The following is an 18,064-nucleotide window of genomic DNA, read 5'->3' on the forward strand; positions in this document are numbered from 1 at the left end:
AAGAGGACCATGCCTCCGTCGCGGCCGACGAGCACGGTGGGCCGGCCCTGTGTGGCGCCGCCCATGTCGACCCATGAGCCGTGCCAGCCGTGGCCGTCCTCCGGACCACGTTGCCAGGTGTGGGTGACGCGCCCCTCGGGCCCCCGGGCGAACACCGACAGCGCGCCGTTGGGGTTGAGCACCACCGACGGGTCGCTCACGGGCCGGCCGCCCAGGGACACCCACTCCGGCGCCCACGCGCCCGCCTCCGACTGCCAGGTGTGCCACAGCGTCCCGTCGGTGCCCCGTACGAACACCGCGAGCTTGCCGTAGCGGCCGACCAGCGCCCATGGCCGCCCCACCGCGCCGGAGGACGGACGGCCCAGCGGGGTCCACGCCGACCACGCGCCGCCCGCCTGGTTCTGCCAGCGGTGCGCCACGTCCCCCGTCCCGTCGACCCCGGACACGACCATGCCCGAGCCGTGGTCCACCACGGACGGGATCCCGACGCCGACCTGCGGCGCGACCGCCCGGCCACCGGTCCACCAGGTGGTCTCCCGGCGGGCCCCCGCCCAGCCGAAACTGAAGTGGACGTGGTCGGTGTGCGGACTGCGACCGGTGTACGGGGTCCAGCCGGCGTCCGCGCGGGCGGCCTGCCAGATCCGCCGGTTCCAGATCATGTACATGATTCCGAAGCGGCGGGCGAGGGCGTGGCGGTTGCCGTGCCGGTCGGTGGCGAGCAGCCAGCCGATGAGATAGTCGGCGATACCGGCCTGGCTGTCGGCGGCGACCGCCCAGTCCCAGGCCCTGCCCTCCTTGTGCTCGCTGACTCCCGGCTCGCCGCACTCCCTGCTGATGCCCAGGCTGTGCGTGTCGGGGTAGGCGGCGAGGACCAGATCGCGGAAGCCGAGGAGGCCCGGCTTCGCCGCCGGGTCGCAGCCGCGTTGCCCCTCGTGGGGGGCGTAGTCGTCGATGTCGGAACCGAAGTCCGGGGTGGGGGGCGTGGGCATGCGATGGCCTCCTGGCATGACATGACGTCATGACCTGACGTGGTGCCGTGGCGTGGTGCTGTGAAGTGGTGCCGTGACGTGGCGCCGTGGGCGGATCACTTCGCCCCGGCTTCCTGCTCCACCCTGGCTGGCCGCGCTGTCGTCCCGGTCGGGCTTCGGTCACTTCCGCCCCAACGGATGAACGCCCCCGACGGGTTCACGTCACAGCTCTCGGCGTGCGCCGGGCGTGACGCCGAACGTGACGCCGAACGTGACGCCGGGCCGACGATCGCCCGGCGATAACTGTTCGACATCGCCCGAGGCATCCGGGAGGCTCCCCGCCATGACCCGAACCCCCGCACCTTCCGTCGTCCGCAACCCCGTCATCCACAGCATCACCTTCGACTGCACGGGCGATCCCTACGCTCTCGGCCTGTTCTGGAGCGAGTTGCTGGGCCGCCCGCTGGCCGACGACGACAAGCCGGGTGACCCGGAGGCGCTGATCGCGGACCCCGACGGAGGTCCGCGGCTGCTCTTCGTCCGCGTCCCGGAAGGCAAGACGGCCAAGAACCGCATCCACTTCGACCTGCGGCCGACGGGACGCACGCGGGCGGCGGAGGTCGAGCGGGCGCTCGCGCTCGGCGCGACCCTGATAGCGGACCGGACCCGCCCGGACGGCACCGGCTGGTTCCTCCTGGCGGACCCGGAGGGGAACGAGTTCTGTGTGGAGCGGGGGGAGTCGGACCGACTCGCCAGCTGACGCTGTCTCCGGCCCTGCTCTGGCGAGGAAGGGCCCCGGTCTCCACCTCGTCCGACCGTAGACGCCAAGGAGGCCGGTGCCGGCCGGTGAGGGCTTGTCGCGCAGTTCCCCGCGCCCCTGGGGGGTGGACCGGTTGTGTGTCGGCTGCGGGGCGGTGGGGGCTGGTCGCGCAGTTCCCCGCGCCCCCAGGAGGGGGCGTCTCGTTGTACGCCCGCGTTTCGGTCGGCGGTCGGTAGGGCGAGGCACGCAGTGCCCGCCCTCAGGGGCGCGGGGAACTGCGCGGCCAGCCCCCACCGGCCCGCACGGCGGATGCCGCATGCACCCATGTGGGTCGCCAAATGTGCGGCATGTGAGATTCACACCGATATTGGGCGCAAAGGAACCGGCTCCGGCGCCGGAGCCGCAGCGCACCGATGAGGAGGCACTCCATGCGTGGAGCCACACACGCCAGATGGGCCGTATGCGCGACGGCGGCAGCCCTCGCGGCGACGGCCTGTGGGGGAGGCGGGGACGGCGGCGACAGCGGCGGCGGTGGCGACGGCTCCGGAGTCCTCAGTTCGTCGTGGGGCGACCCGCAGAACCCCCTGGAGCCGGCCAACACCAACGAGGTGCAGGGCGGCAAGGTCCTCGACATGCTCTTCCGCGGTCTCAAGCGCTACGACGCCAAGACCGGCGAGGCCGAGGACATGCTGGCCGAGAAGATCGACACCTCGGACTCGCAGAACTTCACCGTCACCGTCAGGAGCGGCTGGACGTTCAGCAACGGCGAGGCGGTCACCGCCAAGTCGTTCGTGGACGCCTGGAACTACGGCGCCAGCCTCAAGAACAACCAGAAGAACGCGTACTTCTTCGGGTACATCGACGGCTACGACAAGGTCCATCCGGAAGACGGTGGCAAGCAGTCGGCCCAGACCTTGAGCGGGCTCAAGGTAACCGGCGACAACACCTTCACGATCAAGCTCAACCAGAAGTTCTCGACCTTCCCCGACACCCTCGGCTACGCCGCCTTCGCCCCGCTGCCCAAGGCGTTCTTCGACGACCACGCGACCTGGCTGAAGAAGCCGGTCGGCAACGGCCCGTACACGATCGACTCGTACGCCAAGGGCTCGGTGATGAAGATGCGCAAGTGGGACAAGTACCCGGGGGAGGACAAGGCCGAGAACGGTGGGGTGGACCTGAAGGTCTACACGGACAACAACACCGCCTACACGGACCTGATGGCCGGCAACCTCGACCTCGTCGACGACGTGCCCGCCGCCCAGCTCAAGAACGCCAAGAGCGACCTCGGCGACCGGTACATCAACACCCCCGCCGGCATCATCCAGACCCTCGCCTTCCCGTTCTACGACAAGAACTGGGGCAAGGACGGGATGGAGAAGGTCCGTACCGGTCTGTCCATGGCGATCAACCGGAAGCAGATCACCGAGACGATCTTCCAGAAGACGCGGACCCCCGCCACCGACTGGACCTCGCCCGTCCTCGGCGAGGACGGCGGCTTCAAGGACGGGCTGTGCGGTGACGCCTGCGAGTACGACCCCGACAAGGCCAAGAAGATGATCGAGGACGGCGGCGGGCTCCCCGGCGGGCAGGTCAAGATCTCGTACAACGCGGACACCGGCTCCCACAAGGAATGGGTGGACGCCGTCTGCAACTCCGTCAACAACGCGCTCGACAACGACAAGGCCTGCGTCGGCAACCCGGTCGGCACCTTCGCCGACTTCCGCAACCAGATCACCCAGTCCAAGATGTCGGGCCCCTTCCGGGCGGGCTGGCAGATGGACTACCCGCTGATCCAGAACTTCCTGCAGCCGCTGTACTACACCAACGCCTCGTCCAACGACGGCAAGTGGACCAGCGAGAAGTTCGACGACCTCGTCGACAAGGCGAACGCGGAGACCGACCAGGCCAAGGCCGTCGACCTGTTCCAGCAGGCCGAGGAGGTCCTGCGGGACGAGATGGGCGCCATTCCGCTCTGGTACCAGAACGGCAGCGCCGGCTACTCGGACCGGATCTCGAACGTGGCACTGAACCCGTTCAGCCTGCCCGTCTACAACGAGATCAAGGTCAGCTGAGCCACGGGGGCGCGCACTTCAGCAAGAAGGCAGGCGCGCGCCCCCGCCTACCTCCGGAGCCCTCATGGGACGGTATGTGATCCGGCGTCTGCTGCAGATGATCCCGGTCTTCATCGGCGCCACCCTGTTGATCTTTCTGATGGTGAACGTGATGGGCGACCCCATCGCGGGCCTGTGCGGCGACCGGAGTTGCGACCCCGCGACGGCGGCCCAGCTGCGCAAGGAGTTCGGCCTGGACAAGCCCGTGTGGCAGCAGTACGCGACCTACATGGGCAACGTCTTCACCGGCGACTTCGGCACCGCGTTCAACGGGCAGGAGGTCACCGAGCTGATGTCGACCGCCTTCCCGGTCACCATCCGGCTCACGATCGTCGCGATCCTCTTCGAGGTCGTCATCGGCATCGCGCTCGGTGTCGTCACCGGACTGCGCCGCGGCCGGCCCGTCGACACCGGTGTCCTGCTGATCACCCTCGTCGTCATCTCGGTGCCCACCTTCGTCACCGGTCTGCTGCTGCAACTGCTGCTCGGCGTCAAATGGGGGTGGATCAGTCCGTCCGTCTCCTCGGACGCCCCGTTCGACGAGCTGATCGTGCCCGGCCTCGTGCTCGCGTCCGTCTCCCTCGCCTATGTGACCCGGCTGACCCGGACGTCCATCGCCGAGAACCGGCGCGCCGACTACGTCCGTACGGCCATCGCCAAGGGCCTGCCCCGGCGCCGGGTCATCACCCGGCACCTGCTGCGCAACTCCCTCATCCCGGTGGTCACCTTCATCGGCACCGACATCGGCGCGCTGATGGGCGGCGCGATCGTCACCGAGCGGATCTTCAACATCCACGGCGTCGGCTTCCAGCTCTACCAGGGGATCCTGCGCCAGAACACGCAGACCGTCGTCGGCTTCGTGACCGTCCTCGTCCTCGTCTTCCTGGTGGCCAACCTGCTGGTCGACCTCCTGTACGCCGTACTCGACCCGAGGATCCGCTATGCCTGAGCAGCCGACGCCGCCGGAGCGGCCCCTGCCCTCCATGCCGCCGGGGCCGCACCTGTCCGGCGGCGGGCGCGCCCCCGAGGACGGCGCCATCGCCGCGACCGGCATGGGCGGCGCGATGGACCTCGCCACGCAGGAGGCCGACTCGCTGCGGAAGTCCCCGACCGGGCCGGACGGCTCCGGCCCGCAGGACAAGCCCCGGTCCCTGTGGTCCGACGCCTGGCGCGATCTTCGGCGCAACCCCGTCTTCATCATCTCGGGGCTCGTCATCCTCTTCCTGGTCGTCATCTCCCTGTGGCCCTCGGCGATCGCCTCCGGCAACCCCCTCAAGTGCGACCTCGCCAAGTCCCAGGAGGGATCCCAGCCGGGCCACCCCTTCGGCTACAACGGCCAGGGCTGCGACGTCTACACACGTACGGTGTACGGGGCCCGGGTCTCCGTCACCGTCGGCGTCTGCGCCACGCTCGGGGTGGCGATCCTCGGCTCGGTGCTGGGCGGACTCGCCGGGTTCTTCGGCGGGGCGTGGGACGCGGTCCTCTCCCGTATCACCGACATCTTCTTCGCCATCCCCGTCGTCCTCGGCGGTCTGGTGCTGCTGTCCGTCGTCACCAGCGCCACCATCTGGCCGGTGATCGGCTTCATGGTGCTGCTCGGCTGGCCGCAGATCTCCCGGATCGCCCGCGGGTCGGTCATCACCACCAAGCAGAACGACTACGTGCAGGCCGCCCGCGCGCTCGGCGCCTCCAACACCCGCATGCTGCTGAGGCACATCACGCCCAACGCGATCGCCCCGGTCATCGTCGTGGCGACCATCGCGCTGGGGACGTACATCTCGTTGGAGGCGACCCTCTCGTTCCTCGGCGTCGGGCTGAAGCCGCCCACGGTGAGCTGGGGCATCGACATCTCCTCGGCGTCCCAGTACATCCGCACCGCGCCGCACGCCCTGCTCTGGCCGGCCGGGGCGCTGGCCGTCACCGTCCTCGCGTTCATCATGCTCGGCGACGCGGTGCGCGACGCCCTCGACCCGAAGCTGAGGTGAGTGACGTGCTGCTCGAAGTGCGCGACCTGCACGTGGAGTTCAGGACCCGGGACGGGGTCGCCAAGGCCGTCAACGGGGTCACCTACAGCGTGGACGAGGGCGAGACGCTCGCCGTGCTCGGCGAGTCCGGCTCCGGCAAGTCCGTCACCGCGCAGGCCGTGATGGGCATCCTCGACACCCCGCCGGGGAAGATCACCGCGGGCGAGATCCTCTTCAAGGGCCAGGACCTCCTGAAGTTCAAGGAGGAGGCCCGGCGCAAGGTCCGCGGCGCCCAGATGGCGATGATCTTCCAGGACGCCCTGTCGTCCCTGAACCCGGTGCTCAGCGTCGGCGCCCAGCTCGGCGAGATGTTCACCGTCCACCGGGGCATGTCCCGCAAGGACGCGAAGGCCAAGGCCGTCGAGCTGATGGACCGGGTCCGCATCCCGGGCGCCGCCTCCCGGGTGGGCGACTACCCCCACCAGTTCTCCGGCGGCATGCGCCAGCGCATCATGATCGCGATGGCGCTGGCCCTCGAACCCGCCCTGATCATCGCCGACGAACCCACCACCGCCCTCGACGTCACCGTCCAGGCCCAGGTCATGGACCTGCTCGCCGAGCTGCAGCGCGAACTCAACATGGGCCTCATCCTCATCACCCACGACCTCGGCGTGGTCGCGGACGTCGCCGACCGCATCGCCGTGATGTACGCGGGCCGCATCGTCGAGTCCGCCCCGGTCCACGACATCTACAAGGCCCCCGCGCACCCGTACACGAAGGGCCTGCTCGAATCGATCCCGCGGCTCGACCAGAAGGGCCGGGAGCTGTACGCGATCAAGGGCCTGCCGCCCAACCTGATGAACATCCCACCGGGCTGCGCCTTCAACCCCCGCTGCCCCATGGCCCAGGACGTCTGCCGCACCGACGTACCGCCCCTGTACGAGGTGACCGAGGCGGGCACGGACCGCGTGAGCGCCTGCCACTTCTGGAGGGAGTGCCTCAATGGCTGAGCCGATCCTTCAGGTACGGGGCCTGGTCAAGCACTACCCGCTCACCCAGGGAATCCTGTTCCGCAAACAGGTGGGCGCGGTGAAGGCGGTCGACGGCGTCGACTTCGACCTCGGCGCCGGGGAAACCCTCGGCATCGTCGGCGAGTCCGGCTGCGGCAAGTCGACCGTCGCCAAGATGCTGGTCAACCTGGAGAGGCCGACCGCGGGCGAGATCAGATACAAGGGCGACGACATCACCAAGCTGTCCGGCCGCGCCCTCAAGGCCGTCCGCCGCAACATCCAGATGGTCTTCCAGGACCCGTACACCTCGCTCAACCCCCGTATGACCGTCGGCGACATCATCGGGGAGCCGTACGAGATCCACCCCGAGGTCGCGCCCAAGGGCGACCGGCGTCGCCAGGTGCAGGACCTGCTGGACGTGGTCGGGCTCAACCCGGAGTACATCAACCGCTATCCGCACCAGTTCTCCGGCGGCCAGCGCCAGCGCATCGGCATCGCGCGCGGCCTCGCCCTGCGCCCCGAGATCATCGTCGCGGACGAGCCGGTGTCGGCCCTCGACGTGTCCGTACAGGCGCAGGTCATCAACCTGATGGACCGCCTGCAGAGCGAGTTCGCCCTCTCCTACGTCTTCATCGCGCACGACCTGTCGATCGTGCGGCACATCTCCGACCGGGTCGGGGTGATGTACCTCGGCCGGATCGTGGAGACCGGCCGGGACGAGGAGATCTACGACCATCCGACGCACCCGTACACCCAGGCGCTGCTGTCCGCCGTGCCCGTACCGGACCCGGAGGCCCGTGAGCACCGGGAGCGGATCATCCTCTTCGGTGACGTGCCCTCCCCGGCGAACATCCCCTCCGGCTGCCGCTTCCGCACCCGCTGCTGGAAGGCCGCCGAGCGCTGCGCGATGGAGGTCCCGCTGCTGGCGGTGCCCGCGGAGTTCCGGTACGAGGCCGGTCCCGCCGCCCATGACTCGGCCTGCCACTTCGCGGAGGAGAAACAGGTCGTGCCCCCGGAGGAGCCGCGTGAGCAGCCGGAGGAACCGCCGGGCCGGATCCCGGACGAGCCGACCGACGGGCTGACATAAGATGACAAACATGCGGCAACTGCGTTAACACGCAGGCAACTTGGCCGACCCGGCACCGATATACGGACGCGGCACTCTGAACAGCGTACGGCCGTGCGGGTGCCGTAGACCGGCCGGGGAGCGCCATGTCTCCCCGGCCGGTCGCCGTTCCCGCGCGGGTCGCCGAGACCCGGGCTGATCCGAAAGAAGCGCCCTAGTTGCGGGCGGACCCGGCGAGTTCGTGTCGCGGCCCGTCCTCCTTCGGCGGTCCCTCCTGGTCGAGGGACGAACCCTCGGTGTCGATGTCCGGCAGCACCCGGTCCAGCGCGCGGGGTATCCACCAGCCCGCCTCACCGAGGAGCCGCAGGGCCGCCGGTACGAGCAGCATGCGGACGACGAGCGCGTCGACCAGTACCCCGACGGTCAGGGCCAGTCCGATGGACGCGACCATCTGGTCGCCGCCGCTGAAGGCGAAGCCGGCGAACACCGAGGCCATGATGGCGGCCGCCGCGACGACGACGGGGGAGGCCTGCCCGAAGCCCCGCACGATGGCCGCCCGGGTGGGGAGTCCGTTGCGGTGCGCCTCGTGCATACGGGCCACCAGGAACACCTGGTAGTCCATGGCGAGGCCGAACAGCACGCCCACCACGATCAGCGGCGTCAGACTGGCCAGCGGCCGGGCCTCGTCGAGGCCGACCAGGGCGCCGGCCCAGCCCCACTGGAAGACCGCCACCGTCACGCCGAGGCCCGCGGCCAGGGACATGAGGAACCCGGCGGTGGCCAGCAGCGGCACCATGACGGAACGGAACACGAGGGTGAGCAGGAGCAGCGAGAGCCCGACCACGGCGATCAGATAGATGATCAGGCCCGACGAGAGCGCCGAGTCGACGTCCACGTCGACCGCGGTCTGGCCGGTCACCGAGACCTTCGCGCCGGCCACGTCGTCCATCGCCGTGCGCAGCGAGTTCACCAGGTCGCCGGTGCGCGGGTCGGTCGGGCCGTGGTCGGGGGTGACGGCCAGGAAGGCGGCGTCCGCTTCCTCGGCGCGCTGGACGGGACTGACGTCGGCCACACCGTCCAGCGCGGTGATCTTCTTCGCCGTGCCGGTGGCGGTGTCCGCCGCCTCGGTGCCTTCGAAGAGCACGATCAGGGGGTTCTGTTCGCCGGCGCCGAACGCGTCGCTCACGGTGGTGTAGGCAGCGCGCTGGGAACTGGCCGGGTCGGGGCCGCCCGGGGGATCGAGTTCGGTCGTGAGCGAGAGGGCCGGAACGGCGAGCAGGGCGACGAGGGCGATGCCGCCCAGCATCGTGAGGACGGGCCGGTCGACCACCATCCGGGCCCAGCGACTCAGCAGGCCCGGCCCGCGGCGGCTGCCCGACCCCTCCGTGGCCGCTGACGCGTCCGCCGGTGCGTCTGCCGCCGGTGCTTCCGCCACCGGTGCCTGCTCCGTCGGTACTTGCTCCGCGGCCGGTGTTCCGGCCGCCGCGGTCACGGGTGCCGCGTACGCCGCGCCCCGTGCCGGGCGCTCCCTGCGCGGCAGCGCCCGGTGGCCGAGGGTCCGCAGCACGACCGGCACGAGGGTGAGAGAGGCGGCCACGGCCACGATCACGGCGAGTGCCGCGCCGAGCCCCATCTCGGTGATGAACGCGATCCGCACGACCGACAGGCCCGCCAGGGCGATCACCACGGTGGTCCCGGCCACCACCACGGAGGTGCCGGCCGTGCCGGAGGCGCGGGCCACGGCCGCGTCGATGCCGGCGCCCCGGCGGAGCTCGTCACGGAAGCGCGAGAGGATCAGCAGGGCGTAGTCGATGCCGACGGCCAGTCCCAGCATCACCGCGATGATCAGCGTGGTGGACTGGATGCCCTCGCCCGTCGCCGACCAGGCGAGAATGCCCAGGACGCCGACCACGACACCACTGAGCGCGGTCAGCATGTTCGCGCCGGCGGCGGCCAGCGAACCGAAGGTCAGCAGCAGCACGACGAAGGCGATCACGACTCCGGCGATCTCGGTGACGCCGGCGATCTCGGGCGGCCCGTCGTCGAGGGCCCCGCCGAGTTCGACGCCGTAACCCCGGTCCGTCAGCGCCGCCGCGGCCTCCCGGAGGTTGTCCTCGACGACCGCCTGGTCGGCCTCCAGGTCGACGGTGAGCGTCGAGACGGCGACCGAACCGTCCCGTGAGACGTAGGGCCGGCTCTCGTCGAACGGGTCCGCGGCGGACTTCACGTCGGGGACGGCCGCGGCACGTGACACGAGGCCGGCGACCAGGCGCCGGTCGTTCGGCCGCGTCAGGGAGGTGCCACCGGGTGCCTCGACGACCAGCAACAACTCACCGGCATCGGGGTCCGCTTCGGGAAACGCCTCCTTCATCGTGGCGAGCGCCGTGGTCGACTCGGCGCCCGAGATGCTGAATTCGGCGTCGGAGAATTTGGCGCCGCTGATCGTCACGACGGTGAGGACCACGGTCAGCACCAACCATGCGCCGGCGACGACGAGCCGGTGGCCGGCGCTGAACGCGCCGATCCTGGACAACAATCGGGACATCGGGGCTCCTGCGGAAAGCGGTACGCGGGCCGCTCGTGCGGCCGGTGCTCAGCTTCCGCCGGGAGGTGCCGGGCGGTCGTCGCACAGCGGCGGTAGTGGATCTACCGCCGCTGGTGTACTTCCGGTCCCCCGGTTCTCCTCCACCCGCGGTGGTTCGTCGCCTGCGGTGGTTCGTTGCCCGCCGCGCCCCGTCGCCCGGCTCGGTCAGTCCTCGCGCAGGCCCGCCCGCAGGGCCGCGACCACGAGTTGGGCCCGGTCCCGTACGTGCATCTTGCTCATGGCCCGGTTCACGTGGGTCTTCACCGTCAGCGGCGAGATGAACAGGCGCTCCGCGATGGCGTCGTTGTTCAGCCCCTGGGTGACCAGAACGGTGATCTCCCGTTCGCGGGAGGTCAGGGACCCGGCCTTGCGCAGATCCTCGGGCGAGACCGGTTCCCGCGGCCGCTGCTGCCGTGCCGTGCGGGTGAGATGTCCGACGACGGTGTCCGTCGCGACGGCGGACAGGGAGGAGCCGCCCGCGGCGACCCGCTCGACCGCCCGCAGGAGTTCCTCGTGGTCCGCCGACTTCCCGAGGAAGCCGTTGGCGCCGGCCTGGAGGGCGGCCAGGATGTCCTGGTCGGTGTCGAAGGTGGTCAGGACCAGGATCCCGATGTCCGCGGTGACGGCGTCGGCGCGCAGCCGGGTGATCGCTCCCACCCCGTCGAGCACCGGCATCCGCAGGTCCATCAGGATCACGTCGGGCACGAGGGCCCGCGCCATGTCGACGGCCCGGTGTCCGTCGGCCGCCTCGCCGACGACGTCGACTCCGGTGCCGGTCTCCAGCAGTGCGCGTATGCCGGAGCGGATCATCACCTGGTCGTCGACGACGAGTACGCGTACGACGCTCATCCGGACATCTCCCTCGTTCTGCGCGGCGCGGCGGCCGGCAGTTGTGCGGTCACCAGGAATCCCGCCGCGTCCGGACCCGCGTAAAACGTGCCGCCGAGGGCGTGGACCCGTTCCTCCATGCCCACGAGCCCCAGCCCGCTTCCGGCGGACTCCGTCTCCCGCGGTACCCAGGGGTTGCGGACCGACAGAGTGACGTATCCGCCGGCCGGCGGGCCGACGGTCACGGTGGCGCCGCCGTCGCCGTACCGCTGTGCGTTGGTGAGTGATTCCTGGAGCAGGCGCCGGGCGGCGGTCCGGGCGACCGGTGCGAGGGCGAGCAGGTGGTCCAGCCCCTCGGTGCCGACTTTCAGCCCGATGCCCTCGAAGCTCTCCAGTAGTTCGTCGACCATGGCGGCGTCCACCGGAGCGGCCGGGGCGATCTCGGACTCGGATGAGCGCAGGACGCCCAGGACGACCCCCAGTTCCTCCATCACCGACCGGGTGGCGGCCTGTACCTCGTCGAGGGCGCGCCGCGACACCTGTTGCGAGGGGTCGAGATTGGCCTTGGCGACATTGGTGTGGACGCTGACCACCGCGAGGTGATGGGCCACGCTGTCGTGGAGTTCGCGGGCGATCCTCAGCCGTTCCTCCGCCACGTGCCGGGCCACCTCCTCCCGTCTGCGCTCGGCTTCCTGGCGGCGGCGCCCCGTCTCCGCGGTCACGTAGCGCCGCTGCGCCTGCACCCACTGCCCCACCCCGACCATGGCGGCCGCGAGAGTGACGAGCCCGAACACCCCGACGTTGTCGCCGTCCTGCCACGGGTTGTAGGCGGCGACCATCGCGGCGCCCGCGACCGCGGCACCGGCGGCGATCGCGTCGAAGCGGGGACGGCGGAGGGCGAACAGGAACAGCAGTCCTCCCGCGACCGCCCAGGTGGCCCACGGCGCCGGATCGCGCACCTCCAGGGCGGCCAGCAGGGCGGATACGACGACGGCGGAAACCGAAGCCCGCACGGCCAGGGCGAGGCCGGCCGCGCCCATGGCGAGAATGACCCACAGCGTCGTCGAACCGGCGTGCTCGCCGACGGCCGCGGACACCGTGCCCACGGCCAACGCGCCCGCCACGGTGAGCGTGCCGCCGGCCGCCCATGGATCGGATCGCACCAGTGATCACTCCGGTTGCTGCGAGGTGGGCACGAGGAAACGCGCTGTAGAACGATGTTATACAGGCTTGCCCGCCCGGCGGGCCGAACAGGAGGAGTACGACGGATGAGTACCGGAGCGGGCCCGCCGTCCAGGCGCCGTACGGCGAGCGACCGACTGCACGCGGTCCTGCTGGACGCGGCGCAGAACGTGCTCGACCGCGAGGGCCTGGCCTCGGTCACCGTGCGCGCGGTCGCCCGCGAGGCCGAGGTCGCGCCCATGGGCGTGTACAACCGGTTCGGCAACAAGGAGGGACTGCTCGGCGCTCTGGCCGTCCGGGCGCTGAACGATCTCTGGCTCGCGGTCGAGGTGGACCGGTCGCCGGACCCCGAGCTGCGCTTCCGTCAGGCCTGCGACGGGTACCGGCACTTCGCGCTCGCGCATCCGCAGCGCTACGCGCTCATCTTCGGCGGCGGCGGACCGGTCGCCCGGACGGGTTCCGAGGCATCGGTGTACGGCCATGCGGTGTTCGAGGTCCTGATCGAGCTGGTCCAGGACCTCGCCGGCCGCCGCACCCCCGAGGGGTTCGCCGACTCGGGGGAGGCCGCGCAGGTGGTCTGGACGGCCCTGCACGGCGCGGTCCACCTGGAGCTGGGTGGCATCGGGCAGGTGTCCGGCTCGCAGGACACCTACCGGCGGCTGATCGACCTGCTGGTCCGCGCTCTGCGGTAGAGACCGACCGGGCGGTGGGTCCCGGCCGTCCTTCGGGTCCCGCCCACCGCGGTCCGCCTGCCGCGGTCTGCCTACCTCGGTCCGCCTACCGCAGTCCCAGTGACCGCTTCAGGAAGTCCACCTGGAGCAGCAGCAGATTCTCCGCGACCTGTTCCTGCGGGGTCATGTGCGTGACCCCGGACAGCGGCAGCACCTCGTGCGGACGGCCCGCGGCCAGCAGCGCGGAGGACAGCCGCAGGGAGTGCGCGACCACCACGTTGTCGTCGGCGAGGCCGTGCACGATCATCATGGGCCGCGCCGGTTCGACCGCCCCCACGAGGCCGTCGTCGTCGATCAGTGAGTTCGCCGCGTACACCTCGGGCTGCCGGTTCGGGTCGCCCAGATACCGCTCCGTGTAGTGGGTGTCGTACAGCCGCTGGTCGGTGACCGGCGCGCCCACCACGGCCGCGTGGAAGACGTCGGGGCGGCGCAGCGCCGCGAGCCCCGCGAGATAGCCGCCGAACGACCAGCCGCGGATCGCCACCCGGGTCAGATCCAGCGGGAAGCGCTCGGCGAGGGCCTGGAGCGCGTGGACCTGGTCGTCGAGGACGACCGCCGCCAGATCGTCCTTGACCGCCTTCTCCCAGGCCGGTGAGCGGCCCGGCATGCCCCGCCCGTCCGCCACGACCACGGCGAACCCCTGGTCGGCGAACCACTGGGGCGCGAGGTACGCGTTGTGCGCCGCCAGCACCCGCTGTCCGTGCGGCCCGCCGTAGGGGTCCATGAGCACCGGCAGCGGACCGTCGGTGTAGCCCGTGGGGAGCACGACGGCGCACGGTACCCGGCGCTCACCGGCTTCCGTGAGGTGCACGCGCGGGCTCGTTCCGGGGTGCTCGGCGTACGAGGCCACGGTCACCGGCACCGCGCGGGCGCCGGTCCGGGCGTTCCCCGTCGCCTTGCGGCCCCCGTCGCGCAATACCTTGACCTGCGCCCCGGGCCGGTCGGGCACGGCCGACACGAGTACGGTCACACCGCCCGCCCGGACCGCCGAGTGCACGCCGGGCTCCTGGGAGATCCGTTCCATGCCGAGGTCGTTGACCCGGTAGACGTGCACCTCCCCGATCTCGGGGTCGGCCGCGTCGGTGCCGGCCGACGCGGACACGAGCACGTCGTCGTCGGACACGTCGAGCACGGCGCGCACGTGCAACTGCGGCCCCGTGAGGGGGCGCTCGCCCACTGCCAGCACACGCGCCCCTCCCTCGTCGGTGATCCGCACGAGCTGTCCGCTCGGGCTCCAGCTCGGCACACCAGGGAAAAGATCAAGCCAAATCGGATCTTCGTCCGCGTGCACCATCCTGGTCGTCCCGCTGTCCGGATCGACGGCCAGATAGAGCTGACTCGCCTGGTCGCGCGCCTGTACGAGCAACAGCGGGGCCCCGGCGGCCGACCAGTGCACTCGCGCCAGGTACGGGTAACGGGCCCGGTCCCACCGGACCTCCGTACGTGCCCCGTCGAGTCCCAGTACGAAAAGCCGGACCTCCGCGTTGTCGGTGCCCGCCGCCGGATACGCGACCTGCTGCGGCTCCCGCTCGGGATGCGCGGGGTCCGAGATCCACCAGCGGCGTACGGGGGCGTCGTCGGCCCGCGCCACCAGCAGGCGGTCCGACTCCGGGGACCACCAGAAGCCCCGTGAGCGGCCCATCTCCTCGGCCGCGACGAACTCGGCGAGCCCGTAGGCGACCGTGTCCGACTCGGGCTCCGCGAGCGCCCGGTCGTCCTCGCCCTCGGCGCCGACGACGCGCAGGGTGCCCCCGGCGACGTACGCGACGAGCCGTCCGTCGGGGGACGGGCGGGGGTCGATCACCGGTCCGCGAACCCGCAGTTCACGTGCGGTGCCGGCCCTCAACTCGGCGGTGAAGAGCCGCCCCGACAGGGCGAAGGACGCCAACTCCACGGCGGCGTCCGTGGCGTAGCCGACGATGCCCGCGCCCCCCTCGCGGCTGCGCTCGCGACGGGCCCGTTCCGCCGCCGGGAGACGCTCGGAGGAACCCCCGAGGAGCGCCCCCGGGTCGGCTGCCGGGCGCTCCTCGCCGCTCGCCACGTCGAGAACCCACAACTGGTTCGCCCGGTCCGTGCCGGACGAGGACCGCAGGAACACCACACGTGAACCATCGGGCGCCACGGTGAACGCGCGGGGCGCGCCCAGCGTGAAACGCAGGGTGCGCGCCTGCCGGCGCGGAAAGGAGAGAGGCTCGGTCGTCATGCTCCGACCATATTGGCCATGCGCCCCCTTGTGCGGCCGTGCGCCGATCAATGCGCACGCACGAATAGTTATGATCACTAGCGCTGTGTGGGTATCAACCCGGTGACTGCTGTATGGATTTGCTGCCCCCCAATGTTCGACCCCACCCCCCGTTGTCCCTGGGATCTTTGGAGGTGAGCCGCCGTGGCACTTTCGATTTCGGCGGTGGTGCTACTGGCGATCATCGTCTTCATCCTGGTCAAGAAATCAGGGCTGAAGGCGCCTCACGCCATCGTGTGTGTCCTGCTCGGCTTCTACCTGGCGAGCTCGACGATCGCCCCGACGATCAACGAGCTGACCACGAACATCGCCGGCATGATCGGAGACATCAAGTTCTGACCCCGGTACGGGAGTGGGCTCTGGGCCGCGGGAGGCCGGGGCCCACGCCCGGCCGGAGGCCGGGGCCCGGTAGCCGGTCCGCTCAGCCTTCGGACCCGTACGGCACGATGTAGTTGCTTTTGCACCACGCCGGTTCGGAGGCGTGTCCGGCGGCAGTCTTGCGGACCATGTCTCTCCCGGCAGTTGCTCGATGAAGGCCGGCGACTCCCGTGGCGGGCGAGCCTGCGCTCGGATGGTGCCGTACCGCAGTTCAAGGATGCGGAGCCCCTTTCTCGTCGGAGGGCCCCGAAAGCCCCGAGAGCGCTGGGAGGCACGCGGAGCCCTCGAAGCCGGACGCGCCGGAGCAACTGAAGGCGCGCGCACCCGGCGTGCCCACCGCACGGCCTCGTAAGCCGCCCCGCTCCCCGCCGTACCGCGCCCCGCCTACGCCGCCCCCGCCCTCCTCCAAGCCGCCACGGACCTTCTCGCGGGCCTCCGGCGCCACAACCCGGGGCTCCTCCTCGTCCCCGGTGTCGCCGCCTGGCTGGAGCGGGACGTCGGCCCGACCGCCGTACGGCACGCGCAGACCTCGGACCTGCCTCCGGAGGGCCTAGGGCCTGTCGTCGGCGGCCTGCCGCTCTGCCGGCCCACCGCCTCGCCGCCCAGCTGCCGCCCCCGGCCCCGATCCGCCCGACCGCACCGGAGTCACCGGCCGTCCGCCGGTACCCGCTGCACAACTGCGACGGCTGCGACCGCGCCTTCCGCACCCCCGAACCGGGCCGCTGCCGGGACTGCCGGGTGACGGAACCCACGCCCGTCCGAGTGCGCGCGGACAAGTGACGGACGGGCCGTCGGGCACGTGCCGTGCGGCCGCGTGCGCCTCGTAGGGTGAGGGCATGACGGAACTGCCCGCCGGGCGTCTGCTCCTGGTGCACGCGCACCCGGACGACGAGGCGATCAACAACGGCGCCACCATGGCCGGGTACGCGGCCACGGGCGCCCAGGTCACCCTCGTGACCTGCACACGGGGCGAACTGGGCGAGGTCATCCCGCCCGGACTCGCGCATCTGTCGGGAGAGCAGCTCGGCGAGCACCGCCTGGCGGAGCTCGCCGAGGCGATGCGCGCACTGGGCGTGCGGGACACCCGCTCGCTCGGCGGCGCCGGCCGCTACGAGGACTCCGGGATGATGGGCCTCCCGGACAACGACAACCCGCGCTGCTTCTGGCGCGCGGATGTGGATGAAGCCGCCGCGCATCTGGTCGGTGTGATCCGCGAGGTACGCCCCCACGTGCTCGTCACCTATGACCCGGACGGCGGATACGGCCACCCGGATCACATCCAGGCCCACCGCGTCGCCATGCGCGCCGCCGACCTGGCGGCCGAGCCGGACTTCCGGACCGACCTCGGCGAACCGTGGGCGATCGCGAAGATCTACTGGAACCGCGTGCCGCGTTCCGTCGCCGAGGAGGGCTTCGCCCGGCTGAAGGACGTACTCGACGAACTGCCGTTCCCCGCAGCCGCGACGGTCGACGACGTGCCGGGCGTGGTGGACGACCCGGTGGTCACCACGGAGATCGACGGCACCGCCCAGGGCGCGGCCAAGGCCGCCGCTATGCGGGCGCACGCCACCCAGATCGAGGTCGCCGAACCCTGGTTCGCCCTCTCCAACCGGCTCGCGCAGCCCCTCTTCCTCGTGGAGTACTACGAGTTGGTGCGCGGCGAACGCGCCGGGACGGGCCGGGAGACCGATCTGTTCGCAGGGATCACAGAAGCAACCACCGAGGGCGGTACCCGATGAACGCGGCGAACAGGTCGAACGCGAACCGTTCGTACGCGGACCGGTCGAACGCGGGCGCCATGCTCGCCCAGCCCCTGCGCCCGCCGTCGGCCGTCCGGATCGTCGTCCACCTGGGCCTCTTCGTACTCGGCGCCGTGGTCGCGGCGGCCGGGGCGCTGGTCCAGTCGGGCTGGTTCCCGGGCGGGCTGCTGCTCGCGCTGGCCGGTGCGGCGGGCCTGTTCCTCGGGGGATCGCGCGCGACCGGCGGCCGGGCCGGTGCGGTCGCACCCGCGGCCGGCTGGATGATCGCCGTCGTCCTGCTCACCGCCAGCCGCCCCGAGGGCGACTTCCTCTTCGCTGCGGGAGCGGGCTCCTATCTCTTCCTGCTCGGCGGTATGGCGGTGGCTGTGATGTGCGCCACCCTTGGCCAGGGGCGGCAACCAAGCGGCGGCGCCGCCCGACTTGGCAAGTGACGTACCACTTCGCCACAGCTCGCAGGTGCGAGTCCGGTGTGGGTTTCCC

At 71.2% G+C, this 18,064-nt stretch carries 14 protein-coding genes and 3 pseudogenes; 11 read left to right on the top strand and 6 right to left on the bottom strand.

Annotation, left to right across the window (positions count from 1 at the left end):
- Nucleotides 1-989, bottom strand: a pseudogene (locus ACH4DZ_RS11120) (hypothetical protein); the annotation flags it as partial.
- 322 nt (nt 990-1,311) lie between these two features.
- Between ACH4DZ_RS11120 and ACH4DZ_RS11125 the strand changes: the two are divergent.
- From ACH4DZ_RS11125 to ACH4DZ_RS11150, 6 genes are all read left to right on the top strand, one after another.
- Nucleotides 1,312-1,728 carry a VOC family protein gene (locus ACH4DZ_RS11125; RefSeq protein WP_398286734.1) on the top strand — a complete coding sequence of 139 codons (417 nt, stop codon included), beginning with the start codon at nt 1,312-1,314 and terminating at the stop codon, nt 1,726-1,728.
- Nucleotides 1,729-2,156: 428 nt separating this feature from the next.
- Complete coding sequence (locus tag ACH4DZ_RS11130; RefSeq protein ID WP_398286735.1) at nt 2,157-3,800, top strand: ABC transporter substrate-binding protein; 1,644 nt, start codon at nt 2,157-2,159, stop codon at nt 3,798-3,800.
- Nucleotides 3,801-3,864: 64 nt separating this feature from the next.
- Complete coding sequence (locus tag ACH4DZ_RS11135) at nt 3,865-4,788, top strand: ABC transporter permease (protein WP_398286736.1); 924 nt, start codon at nt 3,865-3,867, stop codon at nt 4,786-4,788.
- A complete protein-coding gene (locus ACH4DZ_RS11140) occupies nt 4,781-5,824 on the top strand; it encodes an ABC transporter permease (RefSeq protein WP_398286737.1) in 1,044 nt (347 codons plus the stop codon). The genes ACH4DZ_RS11135 and ACH4DZ_RS11140 overlap by 8 nt, the downstream gene beginning before the upstream one ends.
- A 5-nt stretch (nt 5,825-5,829) precedes the next feature.
- A complete protein-coding gene (locus ACH4DZ_RS11145) occupies nt 5,830-6,813 on the top strand; it encodes an ABC transporter ATP-binding protein (RefSeq protein WP_398286739.1) in 984 nt (327 codons plus the stop codon).
- Entirely contained in the window at nt 6,806-7,900 is a 1,095-nt protein-coding gene (locus ACH4DZ_RS11150) for an ABC transporter ATP-binding protein (RefSeq protein ID WP_398286740.1), read from the top strand. Before ACH4DZ_RS11145 ends, ACH4DZ_RS11150 begins: the two co-directional genes overlap by 8 nt.
- Nucleotides 7,901-8,093: 193 nt before the next feature.
- On the opposite strand, the gene ACH4DZ_RS11155 is transcribed toward ACH4DZ_RS11150, so the two are convergent.
- The 3 genes from ACH4DZ_RS11155 to ACH4DZ_RS11165 all read right to left on the bottom strand — a co-directional run bounded on the left by ACH4DZ_RS11155 (nt 8,094) and on the right by ACH4DZ_RS11165 (nt 12,454).
- Entirely contained in the window at nt 8,094-10,424 is a 2,331-nt protein-coding gene (locus ACH4DZ_RS11155; RefSeq protein ID WP_398286742.1) for an MMPL family transporter, read from the bottom strand.
- Nucleotides 10,425-10,628: 204 nt separating this feature from the next.
- On the bottom strand, nt 10,629-11,312 hold the full coding sequence (locus tag ACH4DZ_RS11160; protein ID WP_398286743.1) for a response regulator: 684 nt from the start codon (nt 11,310-11,312) through the stop codon (nt 10,629-10,631).
- Nucleotides 11,309-12,454 (bottom strand): sensor histidine kinase, encoded by a 1,146-nt coding sequence (locus ACH4DZ_RS11165; RefSeq protein ID WP_398286746.1) that lies wholly within the window; start codon nt 12,452-12,454, stop codon nt 11,309-11,311. Before ACH4DZ_RS11165 ends, ACH4DZ_RS11160 begins: the two co-directional genes overlap by 4 nt.
- A 105-nt stretch (nt 12,455-12,559) precedes the next feature.
- Here ACH4DZ_RS11165 and ACH4DZ_RS11170 point away from each other — a divergent pair, with 105 nt between their 5' ends.
- On the top strand, nt 12,560-13,165 hold the full coding sequence (locus ACH4DZ_RS11170) for a TetR/AcrR family transcriptional regulator (protein ID WP_398286747.1): 606 nt from the start codon (nt 12,560-12,562) through the stop codon (nt 13,163-13,165).
- 85 nt (nt 13,166-13,250) lie between these two features.
- On the opposite strand, the gene ACH4DZ_RS11175 is transcribed toward ACH4DZ_RS11170, so the two are convergent.
- Nucleotides 13,251-15,407, bottom strand: a complete 2,157-nt coding sequence (locus ACH4DZ_RS11175) for a prolyl oligopeptidase family serine peptidase (protein ID WP_398286748.1) — start codon at nt 15,405-15,407, stop codon at nt 13,251-13,253.
- 183 nt (nt 15,408-15,590) lie between these two features.
- Here ACH4DZ_RS11175 and ACH4DZ_RS11180 point away from each other — a divergent pair, with 183 nt between their 5' ends.
- A complete protein-coding gene (locus tag ACH4DZ_RS11180; protein WP_107020199.1) occupies nt 15,591-15,785 on the top strand; it encodes a hypothetical protein in 195 nt (64 codons plus the stop codon).
- 168 nt (nt 15,786-15,953) lie between these two features.
- On the opposite strand, the pseudogene ACH4DZ_RS11185 reads toward ACH4DZ_RS11180, so the two are convergent.
- Nucleotides 15,954-16,088, bottom strand: a pseudogene (locus tag ACH4DZ_RS11185) (transcriptional regulator); the annotation flags it as partial.
- A gap of 97 nt (nt 16,089-16,185) precedes the next feature.
- Here ACH4DZ_RS11185 and ACH4DZ_RS11190 point away from each other — a divergent pair.
- The 3 genes and pseudogenes from ACH4DZ_RS11190 to ACH4DZ_RS11200 all read left to right on the top strand — a co-directional run.
- Nucleotides 16,186-16,604 (top strand): annotated as a pseudogene (locus tag ACH4DZ_RS11190) (helix-turn-helix domain-containing protein); the annotation flags it as partial.
- 56 nt (nt 16,605-16,660) lie between these two features.
- On the top strand, nt 16,661-17,563 hold the full coding sequence (mshB, locus tag ACH4DZ_RS11195) for an N-acetyl-1-D-myo-inositol-2-amino-2-deoxy-alpha-D-glucopyranoside deacetylase (protein WP_398286749.1): 903 nt from the start codon (nt 16,661-16,663) through the stop codon (nt 17,561-17,563).
- A 59-nt stretch (nt 17,564-17,622) separates the two neighbouring features.
- Nucleotides 17,623-18,015 carry a DUF6113 family protein gene (locus tag ACH4DZ_RS11200; RefSeq protein ID WP_398287072.1) on the top strand — a complete coding sequence of 131 codons (393 nt, stop codon included), beginning with the start codon at nt 17,623-17,625 and terminating at the stop codon, nt 18,013-18,015.
- Nucleotides 18,016-18,064 lie beyond the last annotated feature (49 nt).

This window comes from Streptomyces sp. NPDC017991 (genome assembly GCF_044328075.1).
Classification (GTDB): Bacteria; Actinomycetota; Actinomycetes; order Streptomycetales; family Streptomycetaceae; genus Streptomyces.